15 protein-coding genes are annotated in these 13,397 nt (G+C 65.7%); 8 read left to right on the forward strand and 7 right to left on the reverse strand.

Features of this window, described 5'->3' with window-relative positions; all coding sequences use genetic code 11:
- Positions 1–4 precede the first annotated feature (4 nt).
- Positions 5–613, reverse strand: a complete 609-nt coding sequence (locus tag E4P29_RS10295; protein WP_167735457.1) for a TlpA disulfide reductase family protein — start codon at positions 611–613, stop codon at positions 5–7.
- A 50-nt stretch (positions 614–663) separates the two neighbouring features.
- On the reverse strand, positions 664–1,350 hold the full coding sequence (gene nth / locus E4P29_RS10300; RefSeq protein WP_245154275.1) for an endonuclease III: 687 nt from the start codon (positions 1,348–1,350) through the stop codon (positions 664–666).
- Positions 1,351–1,523: 173 nt separating this feature from the next.
- Between nth and E4P29_RS10305 the strand changes: the two genes are divergently transcribed.
- Together E4P29_RS10305 and E4P29_RS10310 are read left to right on the forward strand one after the other, a co-directional pair.
- Complete coding sequence (locus tag E4P29_RS10305; RefSeq protein ID WP_027494493.1) at positions 1,524–1,793, forward strand: hypothetical protein; 270 nt, start codon at positions 1,524–1,526, stop codon at positions 1,791–1,793.
- A 257-nt stretch (positions 1,794–2,050) separates the two neighbouring features.
- Positions 2,051–2,725 (forward strand): Crp/Fnr family transcriptional regulator, encoded by a 675-nt coding sequence (locus E4P29_RS10310; protein WP_027494494.1) that lies wholly within the window; start codon positions 2,051–2,053, stop codon positions 2,723–2,725.
- A gap of 27 nt (positions 2,726–2,752) precedes the next feature.
- Here the strand turns inward: E4P29_RS10310 and E4P29_RS10315 are convergent, their stop codons facing one another.
- The gene (locus E4P29_RS10315) at positions 2,753–3,544 is read right to left on the reverse strand and encodes an MBL fold metallo-hydrolase (RefSeq protein WP_135044392.1); all 792 of its coding nucleotides are present in this window, start codon (positions 3,542–3,544) and stop codon (positions 2,753–2,755) included.
- 71 nt (positions 3,545–3,615) lie between these two features.
- Here E4P29_RS10315 and E4P29_RS10320 point away from each other — a divergent pair, with 71 nt between their 5' ends.
- Positions 3,616–4,476 (forward strand): Gfo/Idh/MocA family oxidoreductase, encoded by an 861-nt coding sequence (locus tag E4P29_RS10320; RefSeq protein WP_245154255.1) that lies wholly within the window; start codon positions 3,616–3,618, stop codon positions 4,474–4,476.
- A 13-nt stretch (positions 4,477–4,489) separates the two neighbouring features.
- Positions 4,490–5,878 (forward strand): wax ester/triacylglycerol synthase domain-containing protein, encoded by a 1,389-nt coding sequence (locus E4P29_RS10325; protein ID WP_245154276.1) that lies wholly within the window; start codon positions 4,490–4,492, stop codon positions 5,876–5,878.
- Here the strand turns inward: E4P29_RS10325 and E4P29_RS10330 are convergent.
- Complete coding sequence (locus E4P29_RS10330) at positions 5,859–6,317, reverse strand: RidA family protein (RefSeq protein WP_135044398.1); 459 nt, start codon at positions 6,315–6,317, stop codon at positions 5,859–5,861. The two genes, E4P29_RS10325 and E4P29_RS10330, sit on opposite strands and share 20 nt — an antisense overlap.
- A 4-nt stretch (positions 6,318–6,321) precedes the next feature.
- Complete coding sequence (locus tag E4P29_RS10335) at positions 6,322–6,489, reverse strand: DUF4177 domain-containing protein (RefSeq protein WP_072691993.1); 168 nt, start codon at positions 6,487–6,489, stop codon at positions 6,322–6,324.
- A gap of 105 nt (positions 6,490–6,594) precedes the next feature.
- On the opposite strand from E4P29_RS10335, the gene E4P29_RS10340 reads away from it, so the two are divergent.
- Positions 6,595–7,602 carry an ArsA-related P-loop ATPase gene (locus E4P29_RS10340; protein WP_027494499.1) on the forward strand — a complete coding sequence of 336 codons (1,008 nt, stop codon included), beginning with the start codon at positions 6,595–6,597 and terminating at the stop codon, positions 7,600–7,602.
- Positions 7,599–8,729, forward strand: a complete 1,131-nt coding sequence (locus E4P29_RS10345) for an ArsA family ATPase (protein WP_135044400.1) — start codon at positions 7,599–7,601, stop codon at positions 8,727–8,729. Before E4P29_RS10340 ends, E4P29_RS10345 begins: the two co-directional genes overlap by 4 nt.
- Before the next feature lie 22 nt (positions 8,730–8,751).
- On the opposite strand, the gene E4P29_RS10350 is transcribed toward E4P29_RS10345, so the two are convergent.
- Positions 8,752–9,075, reverse strand: a complete 324-nt coding sequence (locus E4P29_RS10350) for a WhiB family transcriptional regulator (RefSeq protein WP_008712729.1) — start codon at positions 9,073–9,075, stop codon at positions 8,752–8,754.
- Positions 9,076–9,368: 293 nt separating this feature from the next.
- Between E4P29_RS10350 and E4P29_RS10355 the strand changes: the two genes are divergently transcribed.
- The gene (locus tag E4P29_RS10355) at positions 9,369–11,720 is read left to right on the forward strand and encodes a penicillin-binding protein (RefSeq protein WP_135044895.1); all 2,352 of its coding nucleotides are present in this window, start codon (positions 9,369–9,371) and stop codon (positions 11,718–11,720) included.
- A 63-nt stretch (positions 11,721–11,783) separates the two neighbouring features.
- Here E4P29_RS10355 and E4P29_RS10360 read toward each other — a convergent pair whose 3' ends face one another.
- On the reverse strand, positions 11,784–12,248 hold the full coding sequence (locus E4P29_RS10360; RefSeq protein WP_135044402.1) for a GatB/YqeY domain-containing protein: 465 nt from the start codon (positions 12,246–12,248) through the stop codon (positions 11,784–11,786).
- A 218-nt stretch (positions 12,249–12,466) separates the two neighbouring features.
- Between E4P29_RS10360 and E4P29_RS10365 the strand changes: the two genes are divergently transcribed.
- Positions 12,467–13,393, forward strand: a complete 927-nt coding sequence (locus E4P29_RS10365) for a metallophosphoesterase (protein ID WP_245154278.1) — start codon at positions 12,467–12,469, stop codon at positions 13,391–13,393.
- Positions 13,394–13,397: the final 4 nt, after the last annotated feature.

The following is a 13,397-nucleotide window of genomic DNA, read 5'->3' on the forward strand; positions in this document are numbered from 1 at the left end:
GCGCTCACGACGAGACCCCGAGGTTTTCACGGACTGCGTCGGCGATGTCGTCGACGCTACGAAAGGGTTGAGGTAGCACCTTGGCGACAGTGCCATCCGCAGATATCAAAAGGGATACGGGCAGCACGTTCGGCGCTCCCACGGCCGCGGCGATGCGTCCGGCACCGTCCTGAACGCCGGGCAGTGTGACGCCGTAATCGGCCAGACGGGTCAGCCCGTTGGACTCGTTGGCGTCGTTGTGGACGGTCAACACGGTGACTGCATCGCCGGCCCGTTGCGCGTATTGCTGCAGGTACGGCAGTTCCTCCGCGCAGGGGCCGCACCAGTAGGCCCAGATGTTGAGCAGTGCGGGTCGACCGGCCAGCGCCTGGCCGAGGTCGACGGACGAGCCGTCGCCGATACATTCGAGTGTGATGCCCGTCAACGGGCCCGCTGCAGCGCCCGACGGCGTCGGACACGCGTCGAGACCGGCGGTCTGCCGCAGCGGAGCGAGGGCCTCGGGGGTGTCGGCGGCTCGGCGCTCGGCCGTCGACGGTCCTTGCTGCCCCAGACCGGGACCGTCCGCGGGCTGCGCTGCCGGAGATTCATTGCGTGGCCAGAGGGCATAGACCATCCCGACGACGAGAATGAGCGCGACCAGAGACCAGCGGAGTGCGGCCTTGTTCACGACACGATTCCGGCGAGAGCGAGAAGATGATCGGTCTCGGGACCCCTCACCAGAGCTGCGGCGGTCGCCGGATCGGTCGGGCCGAGGCCGAACGACGGGCAGTCCTTCGCCAGCACGCACACCCCGCACGCCGGTGTGCGGGAGTGGCAGACGCGTCGACCGTGAAAGATGACTCGATGAGAGAGCAGAGTCCACTCTTTCCGCTCGATCAGCTCGCCGACCGTGTGCTCCACCTTGACCGGGTCCTCTTCCTCCGTCCACTGCCAGCGCCGTACCAGCCGACCGAAGTGGGTGTCGACGGTGATGCCGGGGACGTCGAACGCATTGCCGAGCACGACGTTGGCCGTCTTGCGGCCGATGCCGGGCAACGTCACCAGATCCTTCAACGATGCGGGGACTTCGCCGTCGAAGTTCTCGAGCAGCTTCTGCCCCAGCCCGATCAGCGAGTTGGCCTTGTTGCGGTAGAAGCCGGTGGTTCGGATGAACTCCTCGAGTTCGGTGCGGTCCGCCTCGGCGTAGTCGCGAGCTGTGCGGTATCTCACGAACAGGGCCGGAGTCACCATGTTGACGCGCTTGTCGGTGCACTGCGCAGACAGGATGGTCGCGACGGCGAGTTCGAGGGGCGTGGTGAAGTCGAGTTCGCAGTAGACGTGCGGAAACGCGACCCCGAGCGTTCGGTTCATCCGCCGCGCCCGCCGCACGAGGCCGAGTCGCGTCTCCTCGCGTTTGCGCACGTCGGGGCGTTTCGGGGCTGTCGATTCCACGCCACAACTGTACGGACAAGAATGCGTAACGAACTACGCGAGCGCGCCGAGCTGTGTTTGTATCGAGACCTTTTCGGTGTTAACTGGCCGGTATGCAAGGACTCGCCGTGGTGCTCTTTCCGGTACTACTCATGCTCTTCGCACTCGCGATGGAGCGTGTCGAGTTCCGGCTCAGCAAGCTCGGTGTCCGGGAGCACGAAGTAGAGGAATTCCTCGATCAGGCGAGCAAGTCCGAGGTCGCCACACTGGCAAACGAGGGCTTCCCCCACGCCCTGGCTCGGTTCAACACCCGCAAGCGTCACCAGACTCCCCCGCGCACGATCGACACGCGCGACGGCATGGTCGACCAACGGGCCAGTTGAGCACCCATTTGTCCGCATTCGGATGAATTTACGGTGAACGCGAACAGACGTCCCGTTCCTCTGGCAACCTGTGGTGGCGTCGATCACTCGGTTTCGGCCGAGTCGAAGTAGACTCCCCTGAGGTAATTGTTGTGTTTGAACATTGCATCGGCATCGACGCCTGAATCGCACACGCGATTCGGTGGGTGAGACGAGTGTGTACAAACGCCTTCGGGGGTGCGGGTCACCGCATCGCCGACATCCCAAAAGGAGCGCAAGTGGACGACGTCCTGGCACGGGCCGGCATCTTCCAAGGAGTCGAACCCTCTGCGGTTGCGGCACTGACGAAGCAGCTGCAGCCTGTCGATTTCCCCCGGGGACACGTGGTGTTCAACGAGGGTGAGCCCGGAGACCGGCTCTACATCATCGTGTCCGGCAAGATCAAGCTCGGGCGACGCTCCCCCGACGGCCGCGAAAACCTGCTGACGATCATGGGACCGTCGGACATGTTCGGCGAGCTGTCCATCTTCGACCCCGGCCCTCGCACGTCCTCGGCCACCACGGTCACCGAGGTGCGCGCGGTCAGCATGGACCGCGCTGCCCTCAAGGACTGGATCGATCAGCGCCCCGAGATCGCCGAGCAGCTGCTGCGCGTCCTGGCTCGCCGCTTGCGTCGCACCAACAACAACTTGGCCGACCTCATCTTCACCGACGTCCCCGGACGTGTGGCCAAGGCTCTGCTGCAGCTCGCCCAGCGTTTCGGCACCCAGGAAGCGGGATCGCTGCGCGTCACCCACGACCTGACGCAGGAAGAGATCGCTCAGCTCGTCGGAGCGTCACGCGAGACCGTCAACAAGGCATTGGCCGACTTCGCACACCGCGGATGGCTGCGCCTCGAGGGCAAGTCCGTACTGATTTCGGACTCCGAGCGCCTGGCCCGCCGAGCTCGCTAGGCCGAGTTCCTTCGAGACAGCAGCTCGCTAGCTCTCCCTGAGGTAGGCCAGCTGCGTCTTGACCGACATCCGCGCAGCCGGCCACAACTTCTTGTCCACGTCCGAATAGACGTGGCGCACCACCTGCATCGGTTTCGCGTTCTCGCCGATCTCGACGAGCGCCGCGCGAACCTGATCCAACCGCTGCCGACGGTGGGCGCGATACATTCGCGCCACCTCGGCGGTGTCCGGTAGATCGGCCCCGTGCCCCGGCAACACCGTCTTGCCCGCACCGGCGGCCTCGAGTCGATCGAGCGATTTCAGATAATCCGCGAGCGAGCCGTCCTTCGGGTCGAGCACCGTGGTGCCGCGGCCGAGGATCGTGTCTCCCGTCAGGACCGCGTCGTCGAGCACGAAGCTCACCGAATCCGCCGTGTGACCGGGCGTGTACAGCACTCGGATCCGTAGACCAGACGCATCGATCACCTCGCCGTCGGCCAGCCGCTCACCGCCGCCGTGCAGGAACTTCTCCCCCACCGCCCGCACCGGTGCCCCCGTCTTACGGTGAAACCGCTTCAACCCCGCCGTGTGATCGGCATGGCGATGGGTCACCAGCGTCAGAACCACCGTGCCCGACGCGGCGACGGCGTCGAGATGGGCCTTGTCCTTCGGACCCGGGTCGACGACGATGCACTCCTCGGAACCCGGTGCCCGCAGAATCCACGTGTTCGTTCCGTCCAGCGTCATCTTGCCCGGGTTCTCCGCGAGCAGAACCGACGCCGTGGGCGTCACGTGCCGGACCAGTCCGTAGGCGGGATGCGTCAAGTTCGAGTCGGCCATTGAAACACTGTAGGACGCCCACTGTTCTCGAGGTGGAACAGGACCCGCGCCGACGACTAACGTCGATGCCTATGAAGATCGGACTCGTCGGAGCCGGCCCCTGGGCTCGCAAGACTCAGGCGCCCTCGCTACTCGCTCATCCGGAAGTGGACTTCACCGGGGTGTGGGCACGCAGACCGGAGGCCGCGGCCGATTTGGGTGCACCCGTCTACGAGTCTTTCGACGCCCTGCTCGATACTGTCGACACGGTGGCGTTCGCGGTTCCACCGGCTGTGCAAGCCGGGTTCGCCCTCCGCGCCGCGCGAGCAGGCAAACATGTGTTGCTGGACAAGCCCATTGCCGCCACCGTGGCTGAGGCCGAGGAACTGGCCGAGGCCGTCACCGTCGCCGGCGTCCGTTCGATGGTGACACTGACACTCCGATTCGCCCCGGAGACAAGGCAATTCCTCGCCTCGACAGCAGGCCGCTCCTGGGCCGCCGGCTCCGGAACCTGGTTCTCCGGTGCCACTCTCGGCGGGGCTTACTCGGAATCGCAGTGGCGACACGACGACGGGGCGATCCTCGACATCGGGCCACACGTCTTCGATCTACTCGACGCGGCACTGGGAACCATTGCGCACGTTGCCTATTCACACCGTGACACGTCATCCGACAGTTGGACCGTTCTGCTCGAGCACGAGGGCGGCGCACGCAGCACCGTGCAATTGTCGCTGAGGACACCGGTCATGCCGTCCCTCATGCGGATCGAGCTGTCCGGGCCCGCCGGAGTCGACACCTTCACCGACCGATCCACGTCGTCCACCGACTGTTACGCCGTACTGCTGGACGAGTTCCTCGAGTCGGTGGAATCGGGTGTCGACCACGAATGCTCGGTACACCGAGGACTGCACTTGCAGAGGGTGATTGATCGGGCCCGGGAGTGGGCACCCTGATGGTGTGACCATCATGGACGTCAAAGATGCGATGTTTCACTACACCTCGGCCCCACATCGCTCGATGGACCAGTACACGACGTTCGTCTTCGATTCGGGGGCCAACGAGCCACCGACGTTCGACGACGTCGTGGCTCACGTCGAGAAACGTGCTCGATTCGTTCCGAGACTGCAGATTCGCATCGGCGATGCGGCGGGTCTGTTGGAGTACCCACGGTGGATCAGGGACCCGACGCCGCCTCGGGACCACGTGGTCGACCACGATCTCTCCGACGGGCGTCACACACTCGATTCGTTTCTGGCCGAACGCGCGTGCGTTCCGGTCGATGCGACGACGCGGGCATGGACCGTGCACGTCGGCCGGGGCCTGCACGGCTTCGACGGAATCCGGGGTGCGGCCACGGTCGTGATCGTCCAGGTCAGCCACGCATTGTCCGACGGGTCGGTCGGTACCCGCATCGTTCGCGCCCTCTTCGGACCGGACGAGCCGTCCGACAACGTCACGTTTCCCGACGACCCAGCCGTCTCGCGTTCACGTCGAGTGCGAGATGCGGCCATCGCGACGGCGCTCCTGCCGTACCGCTGGGCGCGGTCGCAACGGCGGATGGTGCAGGCCCAGCGGACATACCTCGACGCCGTGCGGTCCGGGGAGCTGGTTGCCCCCGCGCCGGTCGAAACCACACTCGTCAACGCCCATCCCGACAGGACCAGAGCGGTGCACGTGCTGCAATTCCCGAAATCGCAGTGGATGGGCGGATCGACCACCGTCACGGTCACCGCGCTCACCGCCGTCGGGGCGGCATTGTCGAAGTATCTCGCGGCGCACGGAGAGCGGGACGGCACCAGCATCCGAGCCACGGTGCCCACGGCGATCGGGACGTCGGCGGCCTGGCCTGCCGTCAACCGAACCGTCCCGGCTGCAGTCGATCTGCATCCCGAGCTCTCCGACGTGTCCGACCGAGCATCGGCAGTGGCGCACGCGCTGGCCTTGCAGCGTGAACGCGTGAACGATCGCCGCCATATCGACGCCACTCGGTCGGCCGAGCTCTACCCGGCCGCTCTACTGCTCGGCTTCGGACGCCGCGCCCGACTGGTCGCCCCTCGCACCGGTACGCCCGAGCGTGTCACCAGCCATACCGTGGTGACCAGCGTCAACCGAACCGGTCTGGACCTCGAATTGGGGTCGAGCCGGGCGCGCCTGTGCGCGGGCGTCGCATCGCTGAGCCCGGGCTGCAGCATCACCCACGCCGTGTACGGATACGGAGACGTCGTCACCGTCTGTGTGACGGCCTGCCCGACGACTGTCCCCGATCACGCCGTGTATGCCGACCTGCTGCGTTCCGCAATCGACGAGACCTGCGGTGCACTCCATGGGACGTCGACTACCGCAGTTCGACGATGAGCTCCACTTCCACCGACGCACCGAGCGGAAGTTCCGCAACGCCGACGGCCGAGCGGGCGTGCTTGCCTGCATCACCGAAAATCTCACCGATGACGTTCGAGGCTCCGTTGATCACCCCGGGCTGACCGGTGAACCCCGGCGCGGATGCGACGAAGCCGACGGCCTTGACCACGCGTGCGACCGAGTCGATACCGACGAGCGCATGCACTGCGGCCAGCGCGTTCAACGCACAGATCCGCGCAGCTGCAGTGGCGTCCTCGGCCGAGACGTCGGCACCCACCTTGCCAACGGAGGTCAGGTTTCCGTCCACGATCGGCAGTTGGCCGGAGGTATAGACGAGCGAACCCACCTGTACGGCGGGGACGTACGCGGCCAACGGCGGAACCACGTCGGGCAGCTCGATGCCCAGCTCGGAGAGGCGTTCGCTCCAGTTCGCCACAGCGTCAGCCCTTCGGACGCTTGAAGTACGCGACCAGTGTGTCGCCGCCGTTCGGTCCCGCCATGATCGTCACGAGCTCCCAACCCTCGGAGCCGTAGTTGTCGAGAATCTGCTTGGTGGCGTGAATCAGCACCGGTGCGGTGAAGTACTCCCAGATGATCTTTTCGCTCATGACTCGAAGCCTATCGCCCACCGGAGTACGAGGGGTGCGTCACTGCGATCGGGTGATTATCGGTTCTGTCGGACGACCGGCATCGCGTCTCTATATGGTCGAGGCGTGGGTACATCGAAGCAAGAGGGATGGCCGGCGAAGGCGGATGCCGCGCGGCTGCATTTCGTGTCCGGCAAGGGCGGTACCGGTAAGTCGACGGTCGCGGCCGCGCTGGCGTTGGCGCTGGCCGCAGGTGGTCGGCGAGTGTTGTTGGTGGAGGTCGAGGGCAGGCAGGGCATCGCGCAGCTGTTCGACGTGCCGCAGCTCCCGCCGGTGGAGACCCGCGTCGCCTCGGCGGACGGCGGCGGCGAGGTCTACGCGCTGGCGATCGACATCGAGACCGCGTTCCTCGAGTATCTCGACATGTTCTACAACCTCGGTTTCGCGGGCCGCGCAATGCGCAAGATCGGTGCCATCGAGTTCGCGACGACCATCGCGCCCGGCCTGCGTGACGTACTGCTGACCGGCAAGGTCAAGGAGTGCGTGGTGCGGACCGACAAGAAGGGCAACCGCGCGTACGACGAGGTGGTCGTCGACTCGCCACCCACCGGCCGCATCGGAAACTTCCTCGACGTCACCAAGGCCATGGCCGACCTGGCCAAAGGCGGCCCGGTCCGCTCGCAGAGCGAGGGCGTGGTGCGGTTGCTGCATTCGTCGGACACCGTCGTGCACCTGGTCACCCTGCTCGAAGCTTTGCCGGTGCAGGAGACAGCCGATGCGGTACGGGAGCTCGAAGCAGCCGACCTCCGCCTCGGCACGGTGATCGTCAACCGCACCGAGCCGACGTACCTGCCTGCCGACTCCCTCGAACCCATCGCCGAGGGCGAGATCGATGCCGTCGCAATTCAGGAGGGTCTGGCCAAGACGGGAATCACGTTGTCCGAGGCCGATTTTGCCGGTCTCCTGACCGAATCGATCGAGCACGCGTCGACGCTGTCCGCTCAGGTGGAGAGCGCAACACAACTCGACGAACTCGACGTCGCACGCATGACGCTGCCGATGTTGGCCGATGGCGTCGACCTCGGCGGCTTGTACGAGCTCGCCGCCACGCTCGCAGAACAGGGTGTCCGATGACTCGACCAGCCGCAACCGAACTCGACGTCGACCGCATCCTCACCGACCCCGCATCGCGGATCGTCGTGGTCTGCGGCGCAGGCGGTGTCGGGAAGACGACCACCGCAGCAGCGATGGCTCTGCGTGCCGCCGAACAGGGCAGGCGAGTCGTCGTGCTGACCATCGATCCGGCTCGTCGGCTGGCTCAGGCCCTTGGGCTCGGCGACCTCGACAACAGTCCGCAGCCGGTGAAATTGGGTGCCGGTGCCAAGGGCGAACTGCACGCGATGATGCTGAACATGCGGCGCACGTTCGACGAGATGGTCATCGAACATTCGACGCCGGAAAAGGCGGCTCAGGTTCTGGCCAACCCGTTCTATCAGACTGTGGCGTCGTCCTTTTCGGGCACGCAGGAGTACATGGCGATGGAGAAGCTGGGGCAGCTGTCCCTCGACGCGTCGTGGGACCTGATCGTCGTGGACACTCCCCCGTCGCGCAACGCGTTGGATTTCCTCGACGCACCGCAACGGCTCGGGTCGTTTCTCGACGGGCGTTTCATCCGGCTGCTGACCGCTCCCGGACGAGGAATCACCCGGGTCGTCACCAGCGCGATGAGCCTGGCGATGCGCGGAGTCTCGACCGTCATCGGCAGCCAAATGCTGTCCGACGCTTCGGCTTTCGTGCAATCACTGGATTCGATGTTCGGCGGGTTCCGCGAACGCGCTACGCGCACATACCAATTGCTCCGCGAGGACGGCACCAGTTTCCTCGTCGTCGCCGCAGCCGAGCCCGACGCATTGCGCGAGGCCGCGTTCTTCGTCGAGCGACTTTCCGCCGAGAACATGCCGTTGGCCGGACTGGTGGTGAACCGGACGCATCCGACGTTGTCGTCGGTGCAGGCCGATCACGCAGCGACGGCCGCCGATCTGTTGGACCGAATCGACGATCCCGGTGCCGAACTGACTGCTGCGGTGCTGCGCATCCACGCTCAGCGCGCGGTGACCGCGGCGCGCGAGGTGCGGTTGCTCAAACGCTTCACCGGCGCGCACCCCCGCGTGCCCATCGTCGGTGTTCCGTCTCTGCCGTTCGAGGTCTCGGACCTCGCCGCACTACGCGCGGTGGCCGACCAGCTGACCCGCAGAGGCTGATCGGCCCTGCCTCGACAGGCGGTCAGATCGCCGCCTGCTGCTGACGCTGCGTCTCGAAGAATTCGGACCAGGAGTCGACCTCGGGGTGCTGCTTGAGCAGTGCCCTGCGCTGCCGCTCGGTCATGCCACCCCACACGCCGAACTCGACGCGGTTGTCGAGGGCGTCCGCACCGCACTGCATCAGAACCGGGCAGTGCCGGCAGATGGTCGCGGCCTTGCGCTGCGCTGCGCCCCGGACGAACAGCTGGTCCGGATCCGTGCCCTTGCACCGAGCGTGTGACACCCAAGCGATACGTGCTTCTGCTTCCTCTACATCGAGTCGCGTCGGCGCGGTTGTCGTGTGCATGGCGGATCCCCTTTGCGTCTCGGTCGCCCTCACTGGGCGTCCTGGAGGCTCCGAGCAGTTTGTACCTCGGTGTCGAAGCACAAATTCTAGGAGCTGCCCCACATTCATTATCAAGTGTTATGCGAATCACACTGTGCTCATAATTTAGGTAAACCCGGCCCCGAATGCAAGACGGTGAGGTCACATTTCTGGTACGGGCGTCCCGAGCAGGGGCGCAGCGCACAATGCATGCACGGCACTGCCGATCCGAACGAGGCACACGTACGCTGTGCTCTGTGTCAGTTGGAAAAACCGTGGCGAAGCTCGCCGGATGTTCAGCACTCGCCGGTGCATTGCTCGCCGGCGTGATGTTCCCCTTGGCCGGCGGGTTCGGGTTCGCGTCCAACCGCGCCGCCGATACCGTCGACAACGTCTCGGCCGAGTTGGTCGAGGGGGACGTACCTGCAGTTTCGACGATGACCGACGTCAACGGCACCCCGATCGCGTGGCTGTACGAACAGCGCCGCTTCGAGGTGCCGAGCGACAAGATCTCCAACGAGATGAAGCTGGCCATCGTCTCCATCGAGGACCGGCGCTTCGCGGAGCACCAGGGCGTCGACTGGCAGGGCACGTTGCGCGCGTTCCTGACCAACACCACCAGCGGCCAGGTCCAGCAGGGTGCATCGACCATCGACCAGCAGTACGTGAAGAACTACCAGCTGTTGGTCGTCGCGAAGACCGACGCCGAGCGACGTGCCGCCATCGAGACCACGCCCGCCCGCAAGATCCGTGAGATCCGGATGGCGTTGACGCTCGACAAGGAACTGACCAAGGACGAGATCCTCACCCGCTACCTCAACCTGGTGCCGTTCGGTAACGCCTCCTTCGGCATCCAGGACGCAGCTCAGACGTACTTCGGCATCGATGCCAGCCAGCTCAGCGCCGTCCAGGCCGCGATGCTCGCCGGCATGGTCCAGTCCAGCTCGGCCCTCAACCCGTACACCAACGAAGAGGGCGTGATCGAGCGCAGGAACACCGTGCTCGACACGATGATCCAGAACCTCCCCGAGCGCGCGGCCGAGCTCACCGCACTCAAAGCCGAGCCCCTCGGCGTGCTGCCCGTCCCCCAGACCCTGCCCCGCGGCTGCATCGCGGCAGGAGACCGAGGATTCTTCTGCGACTACGCGTTGCAGTACCTCGCACAGGCCGGAATCAGCCAGGAGCAGATCGACAAGGGCGGGTACCTCATCCGCACGACACTCGACCCTGCAGTGCAGAACTCCACCAAGGCCGCCCTGGTCAGCAACACCAGTCCCACGCTCGACGGCGTGGCGACGGTGATGAACGTCGTCGCCCCGGGCCAGGACCAGCACCGCGTCCTGGCGATGGGCAGCAGCCGCACCTACGGCCTCAACGCCGACGCCGACGAGACCGTGCAGCCGCAACCGCACTCCCTCGTGGGCAACGGAGCCGGCTCCATTTTCAAGATCTTCACCACAGCCGCCGCCATGGAACGCGGCTTGGGCACCAGCGCAACGCTGCAGGTCCCCAAGCGCGTGGAGGTGAAGGGCGTCGGCGACGGTGGTGCTCGTAATTGCCCGGCCTCCACCTACTGCGTGGAGAACGCGGGCAACTACCCACCCGCGCTGTCGATCACCGACGCGTTGGCTCAGTCCCCCAACACTGCTTTCGTCAAGCTGATCGAGTCCGTCGGCGTCACGCCGACGGTCGACATGGCCGTCCGTCTCGGCCTGCGCTCGTACACCGACCCGGGTTCCTCGGGTGCCGAGCAGTCGATGGCCGATTTCCAGAAGAGTCAGAACCTCGGCTCGTTCACCCTCGGACCCACCTGGGTGAACCCGCTGGAGCTGTCCAACGTGGCCGCGACCTTGGCTTCCGGTGGCAAATGGTGCCCACCCACCCCGATCGACTCGATCTTCGACCGCGACGGCAAGCCGGTTCCCGTCGCTCACCAGGCCTGCGAGCAGGTCGTCGAACCCGGTCTGGCGAATACCCTGGCCAACGCTATGAGCAAGGACGACCAGGCCGGTGGCACGTCCGCATCTGCAGCTGCCTCGGCCGGCTGGAACCTGCCGATGTCCGGCAAGACCGGCACCACGGAGTCGAACCGATCCTCGGGCTTCCTCGGGTTCACCAACAATTACGCCGCCGCCGTGTACACCTACGGCGACTCACCGACGCCCAGCGAGATCTGCTCGTTCCCGCTTCGGCCCTGTGGTTCGGGAAACCTGTACGGCGGTAACGAACCCGCGAGAACCTGGTTCGACGCGATGAGCCCGATCGCCACCAACTACGGGCCCGTCCAACTTCCACCGGTCGATCAGAAGTACGTCCGCGGCTCGGCCAACGGACAGGTACCCGACGTCACCGGCCAGAGCCAGTCGTCCGCGACGTCCACGCTGCAGGGTGCGGGCTTCCAGGTGACAGCGGTGACGACGGCCGATCAGGCTGCGCGCGGGACCGTGGTGTCGACGTCACCGTCGGGCAGCGCGGTTCCAGGATCGAACATCACGATCTATGTCAGTGACGGATCGGTTCGCCCGGCACCGGCTCCGGCCCCTGCCCTGCCGCCGGGTATCCAGATACCGGACCTGCCGCCGGGTATCCAGATACCGGCAATCCCGGGGCTCACCGCTCCTCGCTGAGCGGCTTCGCCGCATGTGAGTGGAACTTCGTAGTGGACTACGAGGTTCCACTCACATGGGTGGTCACAAACGGTCTTTGACGGCCTTCGACAGTCGGGATCCATCGGCCTTACCGGCGGCGAGTCCCGTCGCGATCTTCATGACCTGACCCATCTGCTTCATGGCCGGTCGCTCACCCAATTCCTCGGCAACCTGGGCGATGGCGGTGTCGACGATGGTGGCCAGTTCCTCGTCCGTCAGCGGGGTGGGCAGGTACTCGTTGATGATCTGCGCCTCGGCGTGCTCGTTGGCGGCAAGTTCACCACGGCCGTTCTGCGTGTAGATCTCGGCCGATTCGCCGCGCTTCTTCGATTCCTTCGCCAGCACCTTCAGGACGTCGTCGTCGGTCAGTTCGTGGGCCTCCTTGCCGGAGACCTCCTCGGTCTGAATGGCGGCGAGGATCATGCGCAGCGTTGCCAGCCGGAGCTTGTCCTTCGCTTTCATCGCTGTGGTCAGGTCGGTTCGGATACGGGCCTTGAGTTCGGACATGGCAGAAACGCTACGCGGCCCAGCCGTCGGCTCGCGCGTCCATATCGGCTTGCTGCCGTATCGTGGACTGGGTGGCCGTTCACTTGAGTCCCTCGTTACTGCCAACCTCGGCGCAACTGCGCAACGCCTCCTCACAACTGCGCAGCGCTTCCACGCAGCTGCGGTCGGTTGCCGAGCACACGCGCGACGTCGTCAGAGCGGCACCGCTCAAGAGCTCGGTGATCGGGACGGCGGGTGCTGCGGCCTTGGGCATCGGCTACGCCACCCTCGTCGAGCGCAACGCGTTCACGCTCCGTGAGACGTCGATGGCGGTGCTCGAGCCCGGCTCCGCAACGCTGCGAGTGCTGCACATCAGCGACCTGCACATGATGCCGGGCCAGCGGATGAAGCAGAACTGGCTCCGCGAACTGGACCGCCTCGAGCCCGACCTCGTGGTCAACACCGGCGACAATCTGTCTCACCAACGCGCCGTTCCCAGCGTCGTCCAGGCCCTCGGGCCGCTGCTGTCGCGTCCCGGACTGTTCGTGTTCGGCAGCAACGACTACTTCGCGCCCAAGCCGAAGAACCCCTTCAAGTACTTCGACAAGAACCACAAGCGCACTACGGGCGACTCCCTGCCGTGGCGTGACCTGCGGGCTGCGTTCTCCGAACGCGGCTGGCTCGACGTGACGCATGTCCGCCGCGAACTCGAGGTCGCCGGAGTCCGGATCGCATCGGCGGGCGTCGACGATCCGCACCTGAAGCGCGATCGCTACGACACCATCGCCGGCCAGCCGAACCCGTTGGCAGATTTGCGCCTCGGCATCACCCACTCCCCGGAGCCACGGGTGTTGGACAAGTTCGCGCAGGACGGTTACGACCTCGTCCTCGCCGGGCACACCCACGGCGGCCAGCTGTGCTTGCCGTTCTACGGTGCGCTGGTGACGAACTGCGAGATCGACCGCTCCCGGGTCAAGGGTCCGTCCAAGTGGGGCGCGCACACTCAGCTCCACGTGTCGGCCGGTCTCGGGACGTCGCCGTACGCGCCTGCCCGCTTCTGCTGCCGCCCCGAAGCAACCCTGATCACGCTCACTCCTGCTCCCAGAAAGGGCCCGAAGGACGTCTCCGACGAGGGCGTTTCGCGTTCTGAGGCAGTCGTGAGTTAGACTT

Source organism: Rhodococcus sp. 1R11 (genome assembly GCF_004563845.1).
GTDB lineage: Bacteria > Actinomycetota > Actinomycetes > Mycobacteriales > Mycobacteriaceae > Rhodococcoides.